The sequence below is a fragment of the Nitrosomonas limosa genome, from assembly GCF_054188085.1.
The window spans coordinates 1,149,088-1,170,671 of the sequence record NZ_CM135180.1; the positions used below are offsets into that span (position 1 = coordinate 1,149,088).

Annotated in this window: 21 protein-coding genes; 13 read left to right on the forward strand and 8 right to left on the reverse strand. The window is 49.6% G+C overall.

Annotated elements, in window-relative coordinates:
- Positions 1–18 precede the first annotated feature (18 nt).
- The 3 genes from sucC to ACV7NC_RS05170 form a co-directional block, all read right to left on the reverse strand.
- Positions 19–1,209 carry an ADP-forming succinate--CoA ligase subunit beta gene (gene sucC, locus ACV7NC_RS05160; protein ID WP_458154426.1) on the reverse strand — a complete coding sequence of 397 codons (1,191 nt, stop codon included), beginning with the start codon at positions 1,207–1,209 and terminating at the stop codon, positions 19–21.
- Positions 1,206–1,805: a hypothetical protein gene (locus ACV7NC_RS05165; protein ID WP_458154427.1), complete on the reverse strand. Its 600-nt coding sequence runs from the start codon at positions 1,803–1,805 to the stop codon at positions 1,206–1,208. The genes sucC and ACV7NC_RS05165 overlap by 4 nt, the downstream gene beginning before the upstream one ends.
- 77 nt (positions 1,806–1,882) lie before the next feature.
- The gene (locus tag ACV7NC_RS05170) at positions 1,883–2,530 is read right to left on the reverse strand and encodes a SagB/ThcOx family dehydrogenase (RefSeq protein WP_458154429.1); all 648 of its coding nucleotides are present in this window, start codon (positions 2,528–2,530) and stop codon (positions 1,883–1,885) included.
- A 260-nt stretch (positions 2,531–2,790) separates the two neighbouring features.
- Here ACV7NC_RS05170 and ACV7NC_RS05175 point away from each other — a divergent pair, with 260 nt between their 5' ends.
- Complete coding sequence (locus tag ACV7NC_RS05175; protein WP_458154430.1) at positions 2,791–3,618, forward strand: hypothetical protein; 828 nt, start codon at positions 2,791–2,793, stop codon at positions 3,616–3,618.
- A gap of 66 nt (positions 3,619–3,684) precedes the next feature.
- The gene (locus ACV7NC_RS05180; RefSeq protein ID WP_458154431.1) at positions 3,685–4,776 is read left to right on the forward strand and encodes a hypothetical protein; all 1,092 of its coding nucleotides are present in this window, start codon (positions 3,685–3,687) and stop codon (positions 4,774–4,776) included.
- A gap of 161 nt (positions 4,777–4,937) precedes the next feature.
- Here ACV7NC_RS05180 and ACV7NC_RS05185 read toward each other — a convergent pair whose 3' ends face one another.
- Positions 4,938–6,569 (reverse strand): MutS-related protein, encoded by a 1,632-nt coding sequence (locus tag ACV7NC_RS05185; RefSeq protein WP_458154432.1) that lies wholly within the window; start codon positions 6,567–6,569, stop codon positions 4,938–4,940.
- 129 nt (positions 6,570–6,698) lie between these two features.
- On the opposite strand from ACV7NC_RS05185, the gene ACV7NC_RS05190 reads away from it, so the two are divergent.
- From ACV7NC_RS05190 to ACV7NC_RS05200, 3 genes are read left to right on the forward strand one after another with little or no spacing between them, the layout of a single operon-like run.
- Positions 6,699–7,850 carry an efflux RND transporter periplasmic adaptor subunit gene (locus tag ACV7NC_RS05190; protein ID WP_458154433.1) on the forward strand — a complete coding sequence of 384 codons (1,152 nt, stop codon included), beginning with the start codon at positions 6,699–6,701 and terminating at the stop codon, positions 7,848–7,850.
- Positions 7,847–8,530: an ABC transporter ATP-binding protein gene (locus ACV7NC_RS05195; protein ID WP_458154434.1), complete on the forward strand. Its 684-nt coding sequence runs from the start codon at positions 7,847–7,849 to the stop codon at positions 8,528–8,530. Before ACV7NC_RS05190 ends, ACV7NC_RS05195 begins: the two co-directional genes overlap by 4 nt.
- The gene (locus ACV7NC_RS05200; RefSeq protein ID WP_458154436.1) at positions 8,517–9,719 is read left to right on the forward strand and encodes an ABC transporter permease; all 1,203 of its coding nucleotides are present in this window, start codon (positions 8,517–8,519) and stop codon (positions 9,717–9,719) included. The genes ACV7NC_RS05195 and ACV7NC_RS05200 overlap by 14 nt, the downstream gene beginning before the upstream one ends.
- 527 nt (positions 9,720–10,246) lie before the next feature.
- On the opposite strand, the gene ACV7NC_RS05205 is transcribed toward ACV7NC_RS05200, so the two are convergent.
- The 3 genes from ACV7NC_RS05205 to ACV7NC_RS05215 all read right to left on the reverse strand — a co-directional run bounded on the left by ACV7NC_RS05205 (position 10,247) and on the right by ACV7NC_RS05215 (position 11,547).
- A complete protein-coding gene (locus ACV7NC_RS05205) occupies positions 10,247–10,531 on the reverse strand; it encodes a DUF190 domain-containing protein (RefSeq protein WP_458154437.1) in 285 nt (94 codons plus the stop codon).
- A gap of 284 nt (positions 10,532–10,815) precedes the next feature.
- Positions 10,816–11,166, reverse strand: coding sequence for a DUF488 domain-containing protein (locus ACV7NC_RS05210; protein WP_458154438.1), 351 nt, complete (start codon positions 11,164–11,166; stop codon positions 10,816–10,818).
- Between the two features lie 174 nt (positions 11,167–11,340).
- A complete protein-coding gene (locus ACV7NC_RS05215) occupies positions 11,341–11,547 on the reverse strand; it encodes a hypothetical protein (RefSeq protein WP_458154439.1) in 207 nt (68 codons plus the stop codon).
- A gap of 331 nt (positions 11,548–11,878) precedes the next feature.
- Between ACV7NC_RS05215 and ACV7NC_RS05220 the strand changes: the two genes are divergently transcribed.
- From ACV7NC_RS05220 to rnk, 3 genes are all read left to right on the forward strand, one after another.
- On the forward strand, positions 11,879–12,790 hold the full coding sequence (locus ACV7NC_RS05220) for a LysR family transcriptional regulator (RefSeq protein WP_458154440.1): 912 nt from the start codon (positions 11,879–11,881) through the stop codon (positions 12,788–12,790).
- Positions 12,791–13,184: 394 nt separating this feature from the next.
- Positions 13,185–13,643, forward strand: coding sequence for a hypothetical protein (locus tag ACV7NC_RS05225; RefSeq protein ID WP_458154441.1), 459 nt, complete (start codon positions 13,185–13,187; stop codon positions 13,641–13,643).
- Positions 13,644–13,989: 346 nt separating this feature from the next.
- Positions 13,990–14,403, forward strand: a complete 414-nt coding sequence (gene rnk / locus ACV7NC_RS05230; protein ID WP_458154443.1) for a nucleoside diphosphate kinase regulator — start codon at positions 13,990–13,992, stop codon at positions 14,401–14,403.
- A 100-nt stretch (positions 14,404–14,503) separates the two neighbouring features.
- Here the strand turns inward: rnk and ACV7NC_RS05235 are convergent, their stop codons facing one another.
- Complete coding sequence (locus ACV7NC_RS05235; RefSeq protein WP_458154444.1) at positions 14,504–14,698, reverse strand: hypothetical protein; 195 nt, start codon at positions 14,696–14,698, stop codon at positions 14,504–14,506.
- 366 nt (positions 14,699–15,064) lie between these two features.
- On the opposite strand from ACV7NC_RS05235, the gene ACV7NC_RS05240 reads away from it, so the two are divergent.
- The 5 genes from ACV7NC_RS05240 to ACV7NC_RS05260 all read left to right on the forward strand — a co-directional run bounded on the left by ACV7NC_RS05240 (position 15,065) and on the right by ACV7NC_RS05260 (position 21,304).
- On the forward strand, positions 15,065–16,375 hold the full coding sequence (locus ACV7NC_RS05240; protein ID WP_458154446.1) for an OprO/OprP family phosphate-selective porin: 1,311 nt from the start codon (positions 15,065–15,067) through the stop codon (positions 16,373–16,375).
- Between the two features lie 99 nt (positions 16,376–16,474).
- Positions 16,475–17,674 carry an ABC transporter permease gene (locus ACV7NC_RS05245; RefSeq protein WP_458154447.1) on the forward strand — a complete coding sequence of 400 codons (1,200 nt, stop codon included), beginning with the start codon at positions 16,475–16,477 and terminating at the stop codon, positions 17,672–17,674.
- Between the two features lie 384 nt (positions 17,675–18,058).
- Positions 18,059–19,306 carry a hypothetical protein gene (locus tag ACV7NC_RS05250; protein WP_458154449.1) on the forward strand — a complete coding sequence of 416 codons (1,248 nt, stop codon included), beginning with the start codon at positions 18,059–18,061 and terminating at the stop codon, positions 19,304–19,306.
- Positions 19,303–19,737: a hypothetical protein gene (locus ACV7NC_RS05255; protein WP_458154450.1), complete on the forward strand. Its 435-nt coding sequence runs from the start codon at positions 19,303–19,305 to the stop codon at positions 19,735–19,737. The genes ACV7NC_RS05250 and ACV7NC_RS05255 overlap by 4 nt, the downstream gene beginning before the upstream one ends.
- Positions 19,727–21,304 (forward strand): diguanylate cyclase domain-containing protein, encoded by a 1,578-nt coding sequence (locus tag ACV7NC_RS05260; RefSeq protein WP_458154451.1) that lies wholly within the window; start codon positions 19,727–19,729, stop codon positions 21,302–21,304. Before ACV7NC_RS05255 ends, ACV7NC_RS05260 begins: the two co-directional genes overlap by 11 nt.
- Positions 21,305–21,584: the final 280 nt, after the last annotated feature.

The following is a 21,584-nucleotide window of genomic DNA, read 5'->3' on the forward strand; positions in this document are numbered from 1 at the left end:
GTTGCGCTCCTGTAATGATTAACTCTGACAACCGCACGAAGACGGTTTCGATTGCGCCGCGTTCACCGCCTTCTGCGCCGCATCGGCCATATCCGTTGCCGAAATGATCGGCAAACCGGAATCGGCCAGAATTTTCTTGCCGAGATCGACATTGGTGCCTTCCAGCCGCACCACCAGCGGCACCGTCAATTGCACCTCGCGCGCTGCGGCGACCACGCCTTCGGCGATCACGTCGCATTTCATGATGCCGCCGAAAATATTCACCAGAATCGCCTGCAATTTGGGATTGCGCAGCATCAGCTTGAACGCTTCGGTCACCTTCTCGGTTGTCGCCCCACCGCCGACATCGAGAAAATTGGCCGGATTGCCACCGTACAGTTTGATGATATCCATCGTCGCCATCGCCAAGCCGGCACCATTCACCAAGCAGCCGATAGTGCCGTCGAGTGGAATGTATGACAACTCATGCTTCGCCGCCTCGATTTCAACCGGATCTTCTTCGTCCAAATCGCGTAGCGCGACAACTTCGGCATGCCGGTACAGCGCATTGTCGTCGAAATTCATCTTGGCATCGAGCGCCATCACCTGATCGCCATTCACCAGCCCGAGCGGATTGATCTCCAGCAACGATGCATCGGTTTCGTCGAACGCCCGGTACAAGCCTTGCAACAGACTCACTGCCTGCGGCACGCACTGCGATGGGACACCGATTTTCTGCGCGATGTCTTGCGCCTGCTCCGACGTCAAGCCCGCAACCGGATCGATAAACACTTTGTGAATCTTATCCGGCGTCTCCGCCGCGACTTTTTCAATGTCCATCCCGCCTTCAGAGCTCGCCATCAAACACACGCGTTGCTGGCGCCGGTCGACCACCATGCCGGCATAGTATTCCTTGTCGATCTTCACCCCCTGCTCAATGAACAAGCGGTGCACGATTCGTCCCTCCGGCCCGGTTTGATGCGTCACCAGCCGCATTCCCAAAATCTCTCCGGCACGCTGCCGCACCTCATCCAGCGACTTCGCCACTTTCACCCCGCCGCCCTTGCCGCGCCCGCCGGCATAAATCTGCGCTTTCACCGCCCAAACATCGCCGCCCAATTGCTTCGCCGCGCTCACCGCTTCATCAACGCTAAAACAGGCAATGCCTTGCGGCGTCGCCACACCGTATTGGCGTAAAATTTCCTTGGCTTGGTATTCGTGGATTTTCATGAGGTCACTCCAGTGGATGGCTTTTGGTCTTCGAAATATTGAATTAGGCCAGAATAAAATTGCAACAAAATTCCTTTAATCTGCCGTAACCCGTAGTACTCACCTTTATATTCGACATATAAATCTGGAAATCTCGAGGTAAAGGTCCATTGGTACCAATTTCTTATTAATGGCTTCTTTTCAATTGTAGTAATACTCCGCCTATCATTCCAGTGAAAATGCTTGCTGGCATTTGCAGTATGCATACAAATCGAAAGTACATTTTCAATATGACGGCAGACATCCACATGAGGATTGGGAAGATAACTTGTGTCTCTAATCCACAAAGCCGCTTTACTTGGTATCAGCCAATTTTCTTGAGATATATTTTGACCCTTTTTCTTTGTCTTTGCAGGTGCAGCAAATGGGTCGGAATCCGAATTAGAAGAATAAGCTTGTTGTATCCATTCAGCAAGTACAGCGGCAGTAACAATGAAATTAAACACATCGTATGCATGAGGCGAGTCACCAAGTTTGTCTGCGTCCCACCTTAACTTTTCGAGAAGATCAGATGGTTGCTTTAAACCGTACGATAAATGTTGCATCGTTTTTCTCATTCGAATCAACGAACTCCTTCTTCACTAATTTCTTGATTAGAACATTTTACTATCCATAAAACCATCTCTGTTGTGGGTCATGTAATCTTCGAATATCCCACCGTCTGCGACAGCAACACCTGTTGATCGTGCGTCAACCCCAGCGCCTCGGCAATCGCCGTGCGGTCGATCCAGGCGCGTAGTACGGTGGCAAGGTTGTGACTCGCAGCGAACAAATACACATTTTGCGCGATGGCCCCTGCTGCCACCGAGGCATACGATTCGCGCTGGCTAAACGGCACCCGGCTCAGACGCGTGTAGTCGGCGACATACACTAAATCCAGCGGCGCGTCGTCGACAAAATCCTGATAACCGGTAATCCGCCGCACATCGCTGGCGGCTACCAGTTGCAGGCAATTGGCCGCCGCGTCGTAGCGATAGGCACCCGACGGCAGCGCCGCGTAAATATCGATTTCCTGCGCGTTGAGCGCAGAAGGCGCGGTCCGTCCGCCATCTTCACGGTTGATGCCATACGCCGCCCACAGCAAAGTCGATAGCAACGGTAAAGACAGCGGTTCGGGTGAAAATTCGCGCGACGAGTGGCGCATAAGCAATGCTTCCATCAGTGGCAGTCCGCCCTGTTTTTCGGGAGACGGCAGGGAAATCGACATAGCTGAATCGCCGACAGCCGGTTTGGCGCGCAATTGCCCCATCAACCCGAGTACGAATTTACCAATGGTATGCATGATTTTTCCCCTCCACTACACTCTCTCAGTACAAGCATACCTGATTTCTCAAATCTCCAAGAAAACTACTTTCAATGACCGCGCCTCCATTCAACTAGCCTTTTCCTCCAAGAGCTTAGCTGCAAAACGCCGTGTCCTGTGTGTTTTCTCACAGACTGCTCGAGCAAAAAGTCCTATCTTTGCGTGGCAGTTTCGATTTTGCCGGGTTTGCTGAAAATTCGGCGCAACAATGTAGTAACTAACCACGTAAGAGGAGATAAATGATGAAAGTAACAACATTAGCCGCAGCAATATTAACTTTAGGTTTGGCGATTGCAATTCCGCAGTCGCACGCATCGCATGCAGACGGCACCAATACTTCGGATTTGGTGCATAAAGCCGACCTGATTTTTGAAGGCAAGGTCGTCGAGGTCGACTATCGTACATCGGACGTTCTGCAAGCGGGCGACGTTGCCATGCCGCATACCTACGTAACCTACGAGATCAGCCGGAGCTTTAAGGGCCGTTCGAGCCAGGACAAGCTGATCACCCTGCGTTTCCGCGGCGGTCCGGATGACGCCGGCAATACCTTGATTATTCCAGGCGTACCGTTGTTCCAGGTGGGCGATCAGGACATCGTATTTGTGCGTGGCAACGGCGTGGAAATTTCACCGGTGGTCGGCGGTAATTTTGGCCGTTTCCGCATCAGCAAGGACACCGTGCATTCCGATGCCTGGCAAGAAATCTGGTTGCGCAGCAATGGTCAGCTCGATCAAGGCAATTTTAACGAAGACAAGAAAAGCGTGACGTTGCGTATCGGCATCAAAGAATTTACTTTTGAAACCGAAACCAAAGCCGAGTGGACACCACCCGCCGACGCGACCAAGCTGACGCCGGTGCAATTCCGCAAATTCCTCAGCGATAGCGTCAATCAGCACTATACCCCGCAAGCGCTCAGTTCGCTCAAACCTGTCCAAAGCGTACAAATGCATGAACAGTTTGCAGTAGGCAGAGCAAAACCGGCTGCTGCTCCGGCAGTACCTCCGGTTCTCAAAAAACTCGATCTGGAAGCGCCACGTCACGAAGAAATGACCATCCACAGAAATTAGAACGGTTCTTCGTACTGAATTTACCCCGATTATTTGAGATTTGAATCAATTACAAGGAGATATACAATGAAATTCTCGCGATTAAATCAATTGCTCGCCACGATGTTTCTGGCAACCGTCACACAACATGCATTCGCTTACACCACCATCAAATGCGGCGGCAACGCAACCAAATGGAGCAGCAACAGTTACACAGCCCGCGCATCATCCGTCGGCTTCCCGGCGGGTCCGTGGCGCGATGCATTATCTTCCGTGATTACGCATTGGAACGGTAATCCCAGCAACCTGAGCTTCGCTGTGGTCTGGAACGAACCCGGAGTCGCCGCCAATAACAACGAGAACGAAGTCTGGTGGGAAGCGAGCGGCGGCCCGAACATCGGCACCTTTCCGGCGGTTGCCTATGTATGGTTTAAAGGCGATTGCACGTTGAAGGAAGCGGATGTGATTTTCAATAACAGCGTGTCGTATCACTACACCACCAACAAAGCCAGCTTGTCGCCTTATGGCGGTGCATTCCGTCCATTCCAAACCACGGCCATGCACGAATTCGGCCATGCCGCGGGATTGGCGCATACCGCCAATGTTTATAACATCATGGGCTCTGACCCCACACACATCCATGCCAACGGCACAACCGCCACTGCATACAGCGGTGAGGATGCCAACAACGGCTTGGTCGCGGTGTACGGCTTGTGGGCCGGCGGTCCGAATGATTTGGCTGTTTCACACTGGCGGCATACCGGCAGCAGCGGCGAATACAGCACGCATGGCCGCACCCGCATTTTCAACACTTCGAATGTAGAACTGACCAAAGTAGCGGGTACCACCGAACCGGTATACCGCGTCAACAAAGGACAAACCATCAAGCTCGAGATGACCTATGAAAACCTCGGCAAAACCAGTCCGCTGACGGCCAAAGTCGGTTATTACCTCTCGACCAATGACACCATCACGACCGGCGACCGGTTCCTTGGCGAAGGCACGGTGACCCTGTATCGCGGTTTTCCGGATACCACCAACAACACCTTCCTGGTCATTCCTTCCGATCTGGTCAGCGGCCAGAATTACTGGATCGGCGCGATCATCGACTACAACGGCGCATTTACCGAGCGTAGCGAAGCCAACAACGCCACTTACATCGGCATCCGCGTGAATTAAGCCTGTTAGGATTCACCGCGTCACCAGCAAACTTCTTCGTTCGCACCAGCCAGTGCGGGCGAAGAAGTTTTCTTTGAATGAGATTATTCCAAAGCCATAGCATCACCCCAATGTGATAGCCGCTGGAATTGGCAGAGCATCAGAATTAACAAATAACGTTATTACATCCCACCACCCTGCTTCTCCAAATGCGCCTCCACATCTTTCCGGCTAAACCCAATCGCACTGGCGACACGATCGGCATGACTGACTTTGGAAATGCCGGCGATCAGCCGGTGGGTCGGGCCTTGCAGGAATTCGACTTGCAGGTAGCGGCCAATCCCATCTTGCTGCAGCAGTTCGCACAGTTCGTGGTTGTGCGTGACCAGCAGCGTGCTGGCGCCGAGTTTATGGAAGCCTTTCAGGATATATTCCGAGATGGTCATTTTTTCTTCGAACGTGGTGCCTTCGGATAACTCGTCGAGCACCACCAGACTGCGCGGTGTGGAGTTGAAGAAGATTTCGCGTGTACGTTGCAGTTCGTGACCGAAACGTCCCATTGCCGCGCTGAGCTGGCCGGGGTCAGGCACTTGATAGTAAAGATGTTCCGCTGGCACCAATTGCCCTTGCGCCGCAGGAATATAGCAACCGATCTGCCCGAGCAGTTGAATCTGCACTACGGTTTTGCAGTAAGCCGTTTTGCCGCCGCTGTTCGGTCCGGTAATGATCAGCACCCGGCCCGCCGTGTCGAGCTCGATATCGTTCGGCACATAATCCGGAATTGTCTGAATCAATAACGGGTTCCGTGCCTGGCTGACGATCAGCCGGTGCTGCTTGTCAGCAACGATAGCCGGTAGTGTTTTTGCACCGGGCAACGTCTGGCCATAGCGGTTAAGCGACAACAATTCATCGATCATACCGAATGCTTCAAACGCTTTCGCCAGTTCCGAGCTTTCGCGAAAATGTTTGCGCAATGGATAAATAATCGTATCGCGGTCGGATACGCCCATCGCCAACAAGATGATCGGAAACACCGGCGCAGTCAGCGCCAAAATGCCGTAGCCGATATAGGACGCACTAAACTGCGGCATGAAATTTTCAAAGAAAAACAACACACCGTACGATGCTGCAAAAAACAGAACCGTTGGCATGATTTTGAACAGCGACGGACGGAAGCGCGCAAACAAATCGAACGGCTTTTTTTCTTTTTTGGTTTTCAATTTGCCGCCCGACGAATACACCGGCCCTTTCATCAAGGCATAGATGCGCGACTGGCCGAAATCGCGGATGGCGTCGAGCAAAGCCCTTAAATATAACGACTGCGGTTGGCGGATTTGCGCGGCGCCTTCCACCAGTTCAATGGCAAATTGCGTGCCGTCCTGATATTGCCGGTAGCCGTAACCGCCGAATTCCAGCTTATCGCTTCGGCTGGCTGGTTCCTCGGTCGTCAAACCGCCGGTAAATTCCCCATACAGCAAGTATTTTAACGATTTCTCCAATGACGCCGTTTTGTCGACATATTTCGCCAACACATCGAACAGCGCCGGATTTTCCGCAATTTCCCGCAACGCATCTTGCTTTTGCTGCAACACCGCCGCGTCATGCACCGGACGGGCCAACGCGCGGTACAATGTCAGCCGCCCGGCTTCGGTTTGCGTGCGATCAATCGCATGAAACAAAGCTTGCGCTTCGATAGCATCGAAGGTTTTCGGGTCAAGCGCTTCGTAATCCGCGTCAGAAGGCCGGATGTCTTCCAGGGTTGCAGGGCGGTCGGAATCGGACAGGATGAATTTTTTTCGCCAAATATCAATCATAGCAATCGTTTGTCAGGGTTTATCGTGATACGTCGGCAAGCCGTGTAAATGAACGTGTAAAATACGCATATTTGCCAGGAAACACAACTCGATGCCCGTCCATTTTTATCCGTCACACCGTTTCTCATCATGCCACTTACCAAGAAACCGCTCCACGCTATCGGCTTGATCGCTCTTGCGGGTGGATTGGCCGTCACCACATGGTATTACACGCGCCCCAAGCCACTGGAAGTCGATGTGGCCGTCATCGCCACCGGCAGCGTCGAGGCGACAGTGGTCAACACCCGTGCCGGTACAATCAAATCCTGCCAGCGCTCCAACCTGGCGCCGATTACCGGCGGCCAGATCGCTAAAATCAGGGTGAAAGAAGGCGACCATGTGCAACAAGGTCAAGTACTGCTGGAGCTTTGGAATCAGGATCTTCTGGCGCAGCGTGAGCTGGCGCAACGGCAATTGGCGATGGCGCAAGAGCGCCGCCGCGAAACCTGCATTTTGGCCGAGAATGCGCGGCGCGAATCGGTTCGTACGCAACAACTGGTCGAGCAAGGCTTTGTCAGTTCGCAACGCGCCGACGATGTCAACGCCAATGCCCGTTCACGCCAGGCCAGTTGCGAAGCGGCGATTTCCGATATCAAGCGTGCCGAAGCGCAGGTCCGCGTCTCGCAAGCGGGCATTGAACGCACCATCATCACCGCACCGTTTTCCGGCGTTATCGGCAAAATCTCCGGTGAGCTGGGTGAATTCACTACACCGTCGCCACCGGGTATTCCAACACCGCCAACCATCGATTTGATCGACGATCGTTGTTTATACGTCACCGCACCGATGGATGAAGTGGATGCGCCTAAAATCAAAGTGGGGCAGGAAGCGCGCATTACACTGGACGCCATGCCCAATTCCATTTTCCCCGGCAAAGTCCGGCGTATCGCACCCTATGTCACAGAAATCGAAAAACAAGCGCGCACCGTCGATATCGAAGTGGATTTTCAGCACATTCCGGCGGATATTCCATTGCTCGTCGGCTACAGCGCGGATGTCGAAGTCATTCTGGAACGCAAGGACGATGTATTACGTATCCCGACGCAAGCCATCCGCCAGGAAAATAAGGTCTGGCTGGTGGACGCTCAGAATAAACTGGTCGAACAATCGGTGGAGGCTGGCCTCAGTAACTGGAGTTTCACCGAAATCCGCAGCGGTTTAAAGGCGGGCGATCAAGTATTGATTTCCTTCGATCAGGATGGCATCGGAGCCGGCGTGACCATCCAACGCAAACAACCATGATCCGTCTGACCGGCATTAACCGGACTTTTCAGATGGGCGATCAAGCAGTCCATGCTTTAAACCATATCGATTTGCGTATTGCTTCCGGTGAATACGTTTCTGTGATGGGGCCTTCCGGTTCCGGAAAATCAACCTTGCTCAATATCATCGGATTGCTGGATAGACCCGATAGCGGCCGTTACGAGCTGGATAACCGGTTAATTACCGACTTGTCCGAGAATGAGCTGGCGCAAATCCGCCGGGAAAAAATCGGTTTCGTGTTTCAATCGTTTCATCTGATTCCGCGCCTAACCGCGGCGGAGAATATCGAATTGCCGCTTATTTTAAGCGGTATCCCGCCGGATCAGCGGCAAATGCGCGTCAACGAGGCTTTGCAAGCATTCGAACTGCAGCAACGTGCCCGTCACCGCCCCGCTGAACTTTCCGGCGGTCAGCGTCAACGCGTGGCGATTGCGCGCGCAACCATCATGCAACCGAGTGTCATCCTGGCTGACGAACCGACCGGCAACCTGGATCATCAAATCGGCGCGGAGGTCATGCTGCTTCTGGAAGCGTTGCATCACCGCGGGACCACGCTGATCGTTGTCACGCATGATCGCGAACTGGGCGCTCGCGCGCATCGCCAGATCGGCATGCGCGATGGCCGGATACTGACGGACCAAGGCGATGACGTTCTCTGACACGCTGCAAACCTCATTTAAAACAGTCGTAAGCTACCGCGTGCGCTCGTTGCTGATCATTCTGGCAATGGCGCTCGGAGTTGCTGCCGTGGTGGTGTTGACTGCGATCGGCGACGGCGCGCGCAACTATGTCATCAATCAGTTTTCTTCGATTGGCACCAACTTGCTGGTGGTATTGCCGGGGCGCGCGGAAACTTCCGGTTCGTTTCTCGGCGCAGTGCTTGGTCAAACACCACGCGACTTAACATTGAAAGACGCGCAATTGATCGGTCGCTTGCCGCAAGTACGCCGTTATGCGCCGCTTAACGTCGGCGAAGCGGAGCTGTCCGCAGCCAATCGCTTACGCGAAGTAACCGTACTTGGCAGTAATGCTAACCTGATCCCAATCCGCCATATGAAACTGGCGCAAGGCAGTTTCATGGCATCCGGTACCGAAAACAGCGCTCAGATTGTTTTAGGCGCCAAAATCGCACGGGAATTCTTTCCTCGCGCGCAAGCGATCGGACAGCGCGTGCGCCTGGGCGACAGCCGCTTTCTAGTGTCCGGCGTCCTGGCGGGGCAAGGAGAAACGATGGGTTTTAATACCGATGAAATTGTCATCATCCCGATCGATTTTGCTCAATCCATGTTTAACACCACCTCGCTGTTCCGGATTCTGATCGAAGCCAAAAGTCACAGCGACATCGAGCCCGCCAAGCGGGCAGTGCTGGCAACCCTGAAACAAAGTCATGATGGCGAAGAAGATACGACCGTGATTACGCAGGATGCCATCCTGGCGACCTTCGATAAAATTCTGCAAGCATTGACTTTGGCGGTTGCCGGCATCGCCGCGATCAGTCTGATCGTCGCCGGTATTCTAGTAATGAATGTGATGCTGGTAGCGGTCAGCCAGCGCACTGCGGAAATTGGGCTATTGAAAGCCGTCGGCGCGACTTCCGGTGACATCCGCCGGTTGTTCTTCGCCGAAGCCGTCTGGTTATCGCTGGTAGGCGCCATCCTGGGATTCTTGCTCGGACAATTCGGCAGTCTGCTGCTGCGATTAACGTTCCCGCAGCTTCCCGCGTGGGCGCCTGCTTGGGCCTCCATTGCGGGCATCTTGGTCGCGCTGGCGACCGGCGTTCTGGCCAGCCTTTTCCCCGCCAACCGCGCAGCGCGGCTCGATGCGGTGAAAGCGCTGGGTAAGAAATAAGCGATCATCCAACGCTATCGCCTACTCATGCAGGAATACATAAACGCCCTGCCTGCCAGTGCGCATTTGTCTCTTTGTGACGCTTGATATGAATAACCATCCGTCGCGCAGCTGGTCAGACCCAAGATAATCAACAATAAGATCACAATTTTTTTTACAAGCATTACTCATTTCCACACGATAGATCAACGTCGCTTCTTGAAATAGTCAGCTACAATTTCGCAACGCGAATACAAGTATCCTAGCTTGGTCAAGACATTGATATGTATTGGGGAATTACTTATTTATTACACGGAGTGAACGTAATGCAGAAAAGGGAGCACTGATCGATTGTCTACGCGAACAATTCGCGGTATTGGGAGTTCATAGCAATCCTCCTTGCATGTCATCTTGCCCGGCGAATCAATCATCGTTTCCAATGTATGATTCAAAGCAGCACTACTCCGGCAACTTCCGGTAGCAGGAATTCTATTATTTAATAAATGCTCTTCCCAGATTGTTGCCGGATACCTTTTGGGCACCACCCATTAATGAATATGTGCATGACAATTTGAAATCAAACACATACCATTCAATCCCTCCATCGCGGGCCGTAATTCATTTAGCATTTTCTGCGCTTGATCTTCCTTGCAGGCAAGAATTATCACGGCATTCTCATCGGAAATCAGAAGATCGTCCGGATTTCGCACGCCTCGTGAACCGAAGCCCCCTGCCTTTTTGATGACGGTATATCCTCGCACTTCGGATCTTTCTAACAATTCTATTAATTGATTGAGATGTTCAATTCCGACAACGATTTCAAATCTTTTCATTAATATCATCTACTTACCCCCCTAAAAGCCAAATAACCGTCAGATAGAAATCTGAGATGCTTTTGCATATCACCTGTATTCATTCTTATCCTTGCAACTTCTTGTGCTTTCCTGATAATTCTTTTCAGATACCAGAAAACAAAACCATCTTAGTTTAGTTAATAGTGAGTTGTACATTAAGGAAACCATGGTTTCTTCCTACAGGAAACTATTAGAAAGTGCTACTTCAGTAGGTAAACCTGAACTGTAAAAATATCCATCATAGGGTGTTAAACCGATACCATCTAAATTGATTCCATAAATTCTTTTAAGATGACAGCATGATTAATTTCCTCACTCTTGGCTGCATATACCAAGGTTACAATTTTATGTTTGGCTAATAAGCTTGAGACTATTGCTATCGCAGGATTTTTTGAAAGCTCTTCAATATAGCGGGTGCGAAATTCAACAAATTTTTCTGGGTCATGCCCAAACCACTTGCGCAATTCTGACGAGGGCGCGATCTCTTTAAACCACACATCAATTGCTGCCCGTTCTCTAGTCAATCCCCGGGGCCACAATCTATCTACCAAGATCCTGTACCCATCTTCGGTGTCAGTCTTTTCGTATACTCGTTTGATTTTGATGGCGCTCATGTTATTTTCAAGCAACGATTTTCAGTTCAATCTACTTTATTCCTCTAAGTTTATCGAAAACAAAATTCTTTCTTCACATATGCATTGCTTTCCCAATCGGATTTTAGGCGCCCCTGATGATGCCTTGCATAATTAGCTTAATCGCAAGCATGAGAGGCGCCATCCCTATAAGTTTTAACCTAAATTGTAGTTCTGTCCTACATGAGAATGACCGGGGTTATTTGTTTCTAGCTCGGCAACCTGATGCATGCCTTGCTGTCCCCATATTCCATCAGTAGACGGTGCCACAACTGCTGCTAAAGAGAACATGATTGTATAGAGGATAGCAATTGCATAAACCACAAATAATTGAGGTGCCTTCAATAACTCTTTGGTTTCCATAATTTATTCTCCTTATGATGCATTTATTGGCTATTTATTCAAGTAGCAGGAAATGACAAACTCGTATAAATAACCATACTGACAATACGCTCTATCAGGTTGACAATAAAATCATCAATCGATCAACCTAAAATTCATCACTCCAAGTGATTTAGAGCGAACCAATTAAGGTTGGATGAATATTAGTTATTAAATTACAATAACAACCATCATTACTTTATGGGATATAATATAATTACCCAACCTTGAAAGAGATAATATAGACAGAAAACATTAAATAAAAGTACCAGAAAACGAAACATTTTGTTTCCTTAATGGATACAATAGCGAAATGCAGGATCTTAATCTTTTCACTATTTTTGCACGAGTCGTGGAAGCGGGTAGTTTTGCGGAAGCGGCACGGCGTATGGATATTTCGCGTGCAGCAGTTAGCAAAGCTGTCGCCAAACTCGAGAAGGACCTGAGTACACGATTACTCCTTCGAAGTACTCGGCATCTTAGCTTGACGGAGACAGGTATCGCGCTGTCTGAACATGCCGCGCGCATCCTGGCAGAAGCTGAGCATGCTGAACAAGTTGTAAATAGCCTTCATGCAGAGCCGCTCGGAACATTAAAAGTGAGTGTGCCGAGTTCTTTTGGAACGCGCCATGTCGCTCCTGCACTTCCTTGCTTTCTGGCTCGTTACCCAAAAATAAAAGTGGATTTGACTATTACCGATCGGCCAGGTGATTTGATTGAAGAAGGATACGACGTGCAAATTCGTGTGACAAACGAGCCTGACCCCAATCTAGTGGCTCGTAAGATTGCGCCTGTAAGACGCATATTATGTGCAACTCCGCAATACTTTCAGCAATGGGGCATGCCGCAAACGCCAGAAGATCTTGAAAAACACAATTGTCTCGATTGCACGCTCTCAACTGAACAAAGCTACTGGCACTTTACCGGACCCGAAGGAAAGATCAAGGTTCCAGTATCAGGGACCTTACGTATCAATGATAATGATGCACTTGCCCAAGCGGCTCTTCACGGATTAGGGATCGCTTTGTTGCCCACCTATACCATTGGCATGGAAATACAAAAGGGTCGGCTTCAGGCGGCGCTTCCAGAGTACCTATCGGTAGAGCGCCATATTTATGCTTGTTACCTTCCCAGTAGGCATCTACCGAAAAAGATAAGCTCTTTTGTTAATTTCTTGTCCGAGCACGTCGGAGAGATGCCTTATTGGGATCAATCTTCAAAATAATTTGATTCCAACCAAATAATATTATGGATCGATGATTATTAAACAGAATCGGCCATTACCTTATATGAACAATCCACCCGCGCCTTCTAAGAAAGAAAAAGCGCTGATTAATTCGGGGAACAAGACAAGATGCAAAGTGAATGGAACGTGAAAAACGTGACATATCAGTACGATAATCGAATTTTCTGAGCACCGCTCAACGTAGTAAATCACTTGCACAGGCAATTAATCAGTATTTTCCTCATGGATAGCCAAACCGGATGTAACTTAATAGTTTTCCTTAGTAGAGAACCATAGTCTCCCTTAGCAAAGAACAATAGTTTCCCCAATATTCGCACTGTATCGACTCAGGTAGTATGCCTCCCTATCGTTTGTTTTACCAGGAGTCACTATCATGAGCAAGAATCTACGAAAATACCTGACAGTTCTACCGTTGCTTTCTCTGCTGGTTGCTTGTGCGCAACTGAGTCCGCTCGAAGTGCAAGACACTGAGATCAATAAGCTTTCACAGCACGCAAGCACGCATAGCGATCATGAAAAATTGGCGAATTACTATGACGATGTAGCGAACGAAATGAGCAAGAAAGTTGTAGAAAAAAGAGAAGCCTTACAACACTATGAAGACAAAAGCCACTACTATGGAAGACGTGGACAAGATTTTCACTCACATACAACAGCCAATTTACGTTATTACGAACAAGCGACGCAAAAAGCACAAAAACAGGCTCATTTTCACCGCAAGATCGCAGCAGAATTGCTACAACGCGAACATGCCAAGCCTGTTGCAGCACCAAACCAGCACAATGATCGTGCGAATAAAGCAGAGCTGGATTCCGATCCTGACAAGTTATAAGCGCCCCAAAACTCAAGGTAAAGAGTCGCAGCAGGAATAGCCGATCGAAGCCGAACATTTTCTGAACGCCCAGAGCAATAAGAGAACTCTGGGCGTTTGGTTTTCTTAAGTCGCTCAAATCTGATCTTTTATCTCTATGCTGACGAAAAATTCAATCGAACCAAAGATCAGATAGCTGATTTATTCCATGATGTAACTGCTTTCGATTCCAATCGACCCGCCATTTTCATCGCTTTTTTCTCATTTTTAGCCATCAGACAGTGTCTGATACCGACCAGAGTGACATCATTGCATTGTTTATCCCAAGCCAATTCAGACAATTTATAACAACCCCGATTTAGGAAATATGACAAAAAAACCCAAAATTATAATTTCGTCGCTTGATGTGATAAGACTCGAAAATCTTATAGAATCATTGTCCGATTCAGAATTTCCGGACAAAGGCAATCTGGAAGCCGAACTTGCTCGCGCGCAAGTGGTAGATCCTACAAAAATTCCATTCACTGTAGTAACAATGAATTCGACCGTAAAATTCAAAATCGAATCCACTGGCCGGGATTTTTATTTAACTCTGGTCTATCCCAAAGATGTTGATGCGCAAGGTGGCACAATCTCTATACTTGCACCCGTCGGCATTGCACTGCTTGGCCTTTCACAAGGAGATGAAATTGAGTGGCCGAAGCCAGGCGGAGGAATGTTGCAAGTGCGTATTGAAGAAATTACATACCAACCCGAACGTTCTGGTGAGTATCTGCGTTAGCCTTTTCGTGCAAGCGGTGGTTAATATGTAGTAATCGCGACCTGATCTGACAGTCACCCGATTTGATGAAGTGTCTGTTAGAGCTGGTCGCGATTACACATTACTGTTTGCCATCAATCGGCTTGTTATCAGCATCTGAAGCTTTTGTATCATGCCTGGTAATATCATCCGGTCCATAGGCAGACATTTTAGGCCGATCCATCAAATGCCCATCGGGAGTCCTTCTCGGTTCATTACATGCCGTGAACAACCCTATCGAAATTAGTACCGCTACAAAAATAAACCTTTTCGCCATGATTCGTCTCCTTTGCTTATTGTGAATTGATCAAAGTAATCTTTTTGAGTGGTATACCAGTTGATCTATATCAACCATGCTCGGTGACCAGTGTCATCCGCTTTAATTATTAGGGAAATGCTGATTAATTGACTATACGAGCGAATCACTTCGTTGCGCGGCACTCGCTCCCTTGCCTATCATATTGTTGATAAGCCTCGTTTCTCGCGCTCCATCCGCCTTGAATCTCATCTTGCTCGGCGAATTAATCAGCATTTTCTTAATTTATGCGGATTGTTTATCTAAGAAAATCAAAGGCAAGCACGAAACGAAATCCTGAACTGCTGATATATAATCGTTCTTCTTTCATTCGCATGCAGGTGCCGTGTGTCAGTATTCCGAAGCCTGAAAATATCGTTCAAATTTTTAAGCCTGGTGGCATTGATCCATATCGGCAACGCCTATGGTCAGGCGACTAATATCAGCTATAAAAACGGCCCCCGGATCAAATCCGGCGATGGTAATTTTGAATTGGGTCTTAATGGCCGGGGGCACTTTGATACGCATTGGCTGTATCCGGATCAGGCGAATCCTGACTATCCGGCATTTGGCAGCCAGTTGCTGCACGGCGATGCGCGAGAAGGTTTCAATTGGCGCAGAACCTATGCCACGGTCACTGGAAAAATTCATCGCGTCAATTTCAAGTTCGAGAACGATTTCGCTATCAACGCCACGATTCCATTCCCGCATAGTCTGCGAGAGGCATGGGTGGCAACTCAATTAGGACGGGGGCAACTCACCGTCGGTCAATTCAAACCCTACCGGGGATTGGAGGAAATCACCAGTTCTAATGATCTCACTGTGATGGAACGGCCTTCGACATCATCAACCGGCATATACGGCGGCCGCCAGTTCCTGACCGGCATCGGTTACCGGGGATTAATCCGGGACGATCTGGGATTCGGACTCTATGTCATGAGCTTGTCGCACTTCGGTTTGCCAGTAGAGGGCATCAGCTATGGCGGGCGCATGGTTTGGCTACCGCTTGATCGAGAGGGACAGCTTGTTCATCTGGGTGTTTCGATCAGCCGCGATACCGCCAATCGGGATTCGCTATCAGCCAGAGTCACCGATGTTTATGGCGGACGGCAAGGCATCAGCCAATCCTTAGGCATTGCCGGCGCCAGTCCCGGCGCACCGGATCATAACAGTCAGTCGACATTCGCCGCCGAAATCGCGTATGCGACCGGTCCGTTGACACTGCAAGGCGAATACGCTCTCGCCCGCCTCGACAATACCCACCTGATCAGCAGCCATCCTCATGATTCCACGATTCAGGCATTTTATGCGCAAGCCAGCTGGTTTCTTACCGGCGAAACTGCTGTTTATAGAAAGGACCGCGGTGCTTTCGGCAAACCGCAACCGATTAGCAAATGGGGCGCGCTGGAGCTTGCGGGGCGCTATGATCTGGCGGAAAATTTTTCGCAAAGCCTCAGCGCCAATCCTTGCAAAACCGGAACTTCCAAATGCCAGGTTCAGATCATTACGCTGGGAGTCAACTGGTACCCGTATCCCAATATCCGCTTGATGCTGAATTATTATCTTACCGATGCGAAGCTCGGCCATTCAGGTCATGGCACCATGGCGCGCACCGATCATTTCTCGGTGCTATCTTTCCGCACTCAAATCAGTTTTTGATTTCCGCCGCGGGTTACAATCAAGGTTTTGGTTTCGCCGAATGCAACAGACCATCGCTGGTTAATCCATAAAAATTTTTAAACGCTGCCTAATCATGCAATGAACACCTCCGATACTTTCCAATTTGCCTTCCGCTCACTCTCGGCACACCGCTTGCGCACCGTGCTATCGGCTTCCGGAATTGCCATCGGTATCGCAGCGGTCATTTTGTTAACGGCGATCGGCGACGGCATACAGCGTTTTGTGCTAGCGGAATTTACCCAATTCGGCACCAACATCGTCACCATCACCCCCGGAAAAATCAATACACACGGCGGTTCTCTCGGTGCTATCGGCAGCGCACGGTTAATGACCATCGAAGATGCCATGGCGCTCAAACAAAGCCGCTATGCGCAATTTACCAATGCCAGCGTGGTCGGTAATGCCGAAATCCGCGCGCAAGGCCGCAGCCGCCGAGTGACCGCCTATGGTCAAGGGCCGGATTTTGCCAAGGCTTTTAATATGCAAATCGAAACCGGGCAATTTCTGCCCGACGACGACCCGCGCAATCCGCGTGCCTACGTGGTGCTTGGCGCGAAAGTCCGTACTGAATTATTCGGCGACGCCAATCCTTTGGGCGCTTTGCTGCAAGTCGGGGGATCGCGTTTCCGCGTTATCGGCGTGATGGCCTCCAAAGGGCAAGTGCTCGGTTTCGATCTGGACGACACGGTTTTCATGCCGACCACCCGGGCGCTGGAAGTTTTTAACCGGCAAGGGGTCATGGAAATTCAGTTTTCTTATCTGCCCGATGCGCCGGTACAAGCGGTGGTCGATGACATTCGCCGCATTTTGATTGCCCGTCATGGCCGCGAAGACTTCACTGTCAAACCGCAACAGCAAATGCTGAGTACGTTATCAACCGTTCTAAGCGTTTTAAAATTCGCGGTGGCAGCTTTGGGCGGCATTTCCCTGATCGTGGGCGGTGTCGGCATGGTGACGCTGATGCATATCGCGGTCTCCGAGCGGATTTCCGAAATCGGCTTACTCACAGCCCTGGGCGCCACCCGCGCACGCATCCGCACATTGTTCTTGCTGGAATCCATGGCGCTTTCGACATTCGGCGGTTTGGCCGGATTGATCATCGGTTCCGGCATCGCGTGGCTGCTTAAACTGCTGGCCAGCGGATTGCCGGTCCATATCCCATGGAATTTCGTATTGGGTGCGCTGGGTTTGTCGATGCTGATCGGATTGGCGGCTGGCGTGGTGCCTGCGATGCGGGCAGCCAAATTAAACCCGGTCGATGCATTGCGAACCGAGTGATTGATACGCTTTCGGCAAGCGCTGAAATAGGCATTCTTGCGAATCTGCACACTTCACTGGAGACCTCTGCACGGCGTCATGAGCGGTGCGAGAATAAGGTAAAAATTTGCGAAAAAGCGGAGTTTACACGGAGTAAATGAGCATTTTCCGCGAATTTTTAACGCGATTATCGAGTCGCGTAGTAGCTGTGCAAAGGTCTCCACTGATGAACGATCGTTAAATCAGTCGATCCGTAATCGCTACTCCATAATGGATTTTTTCTCTCGCAAATAAACGGCTGTTTTACCGTCCATTTCTATAAAACATTGATTCTCATTTGTATTACTATTAGCGCATACTCTCAAGCGGGTTTCTCCCAATGCTCATTCAGGTCTTGCAGGTGCGATGCGAAGGTTTATTTCGATTTCATTGATCGGCTTCGCTTGGTTGTGCAGCACCGGTGAACTGGCGGCACAGGAATCAAAAGAACCGCGCTTCCGCTTAAGCGGATTCGGCACTTTGGATGTAACGGCCGCCGGCACCAAGCAAATCGGCTACCACAACGAATTCAGCCATGCCCCGCAATATGGCGGCGTCTCAATCTTTTCCGGTTCAGTCGGCGGTTTACAACTGGATGCGGATCTTCTGCCCAAATTAAGCGCCACGGTTCAAGGCGTTGTAAAAGAAAGAAGCAAGCAAGACTTGTTCAATTTCCTCGATTGGGCTTTCTTGCGCTATCAAGTAACGCCGAATACCACCATCCGCGCCGGTCGCATGGGAATCGATCTGTTTATGCTTTCCGAGTACCGGAATGTCGGTTTCGCCTATCTTTGGGCGCGGCCGGTCCTGGAATTCTATATGCCGATTTCATTAAGCCATTTTGATGGATTCGACATTAAATATTCCCGCCGTATCGCACCCGGTTTTTTTGAAATCAAGGCCTACGGCGGTCAAACCGGCTCCGACATCACCGTCAGCAGGGGCGATTTGAGTTTAAGGGAGCGGCCTTTCTTCGGCGCTAACGCTTCCTTGGAAACCGACCACTGGAAGTTCCGCCTGACGTTTGCATCCGCGGAAGTGCATGCAATTCGCAACCAGCCTTATCACCAGCTGCAAAACGCGCTCAACAATGTTCCTCCCGCATTTTGGCCGCAAGCGGCGGAAGTAGCTGATCATGTATCCGCGGAAGGTAAGCAAAGCAGTTATTACTCAGCGGGCATCGCGTATGACAAAAATGCTTGGGTGGTTCAATCCGAGTTTGCTTGGTACGACTCGAAGTGGCCGAGCGTTAATTTAACCAATGGCTATCTGAGCGTTGGCCGCCGGTTCGGACCGGTCACCTGGTACAGCATCGGCTCCTATGCGAAATCACTGAATTCCCCGCTTAATCTCCTGACAGATCCTGCTGCGCCGGCGAGTATCGCAAGACTTCAGGACATCACCGAAACCGCATTTAACCGGACGCTCATCGATCAAAATACCTTCTCTCTCGGCGCTCGCTGGGATCTGAATCATCAAACCGCGTTGAAAGCCCAGTGGGACCATACCTGGGTCCGGAAAAACGGCGGAGGGTTTTTGATTACCCAGGAACCGCTGGCGCATGACACTTCAATCGATACGTTCAGTGTCAATCTCAATTTCATTTTCAAATGATGAAATATTGGATTGCCATCATCGTATTACTGCTGCTGATATCCACGCAAACCCGAGCGGATATTGTGGTCGTAGTGCATCCATCGAGCCGGCTGAAACATTTAACGCAACAGCAAGTCATTGATATTTATATGGGCCGTATTCATTCCGTTGGCGATATCGATCCGGTCATTCCTTACGATCAGCCACAAGACTCGGAAATCCGGGAAGATTTTTACCAATTTTTGATGGGAAGACCGATTGCGTTCATTAATGCGTATTGGGCAAGGTTATTGTTCACCGGACGCGCTTCCCCGCCCAGGCAAGTTACTGATAATATGAGCATCATAGACATTGTTGAGAAAAATCCAAATGCCATTGGTTACATCAATGAAAGGAATCTGAATGATCGCGTCAGTGTTGTCTTTAGAGTCGTAACCCATGCGCAATAAACTTCACTTTCGTGTCTCCCGCATCGTGACATTGGGCGCCATCGTGTTCGCCCTAGCGGCTTCCATCATCTCCTACGTCCGCACGCAGTCTGATGAATTCGAGTTGATGAAGAAAGCGCTTGAGCAGTTATTTTCCACAGTACAACGCAATGCGGAAATCGCGGCTTATCTGGACAGCAAAGACCTTGCCGAAGAAGTTGTCGAGAGCTTATCCAGAAACGATATCGTTGCCGGTGTCATGCTGTCCAGTGTTACCGGCATGGTAATCACATCGTCGTGGGAAGATTCTGATGCGGAAGCATTACGCTTTCCGCTCTATACGCCTTTCCCCGATTTTGTACAAATCGGTGAAGTAAAAATGCAATTGAATGCAGCGTTGCTGAATTCACGCGTGCTGAAATCGGCGTTTGAGCAGATGCTCATTTTAATCGTTCTGATCGCGGTCATTTCGATTTTAATTCTGGTTTTAGTTTTACGGGTACTAACCTACCCCGTCCAGTCAATCGCAGCGAACTTGCACCGTATTGTTCCCGGCGACGAAAACAGCTTGCACTGCCCTAAAGGGCACGAGGAAGACGAAATCGGTAATCTGGTCAACGATATCAATAAGCTACTGCAATCTGCGCGGCAAACGATTCAGCAAGAACAATATTTGCGCAGCCGGGTGGAAAATCTGGAGAAACATTTCCGCTTGATTTTCGAACGCGCCAGCGCCGGCATCTTTCTGTTGGACCAGCATTTTTATCTCGACTCCATCAACCAGGCGTTTAAAGATATTGCCGGTATCGCGCTGAAAGAACGGCGCGCGGATAAACTGAAAATTTATTTTCCGGATTTATTTTATGACGTAGCCGTCGTGCGAAATCTATTGGAAGAAGTACTAAAATCCGGCAAGCAAGCAGCTTGCGATTTACGGCTGGCCACATTAACAACTGGCGGAGAACGTTGGTTGCACTGTTTATTTTCAGTTGTCAAAAACGATGAGGGAGACAGTCTGATCGAAGGTTTGGTGATTGATGTCACTGAGCGGACCTTCGAAATGGAACGGATACTGTTCGAGTCGCAGCACGATGCACTAACGCAGCTGTTGAACCGACGCGCCGGCGAGCAACGACTCGATGACATGATACGCAACGCCAGCCGCTCCAGCAGTCAAATTTTGTTAATGCTTATCGATCTGGACGGCTTCAAAGGCATCAACGACAACTATGGCCACGATGCCGGCGACAAGGTATTGGTAGAAGTATCACGTCGCATGCAATCGGTCATCCGTAAGGAAGATATCTTGATCCGGTTGGGAGGGGATGAATTTGTGATCGGATTCCCGATTAAAGACGGTGGTACTGATGAAAGTGAGCAAGTGATCAATAAATTACAGCAGCAATTAACCACCGAAATTGTATTGGGTGATGGTCTGCCGGTAGCGATAGGTGCGAGCATCGGCACCGCTTTATATCCCAGAGACGGCGCTGATCTGGATTCATTGATGACTCATGCAGATAGCGCAATGTATCAAATGAAAAAGCAAAGAAAAAAACCCGTTAGAAAATTGCTATTATTACCTTAGAAATATAAATCAAACGTTCAAATGTGATTTTTCTGTGAATTAAATGTGATTTTTCTGTGAAGAATATGCTATCATTAAAACCGGATTGTGATTCTTTATGAATATTAAAGAAGCCATATGGCATTCAGCAATATGTATCTATTGATCATAGCGGTATCCAGCATTTTTCTGGTTGCCAATGTTGTGATGCCAAATACCAGCGTTGCTTTATCAGATCTTATTGTAATTCTTTACTTGAGTTACCTCATCAAAACTCTGTTTATTGGGCCGGTAAACTCTA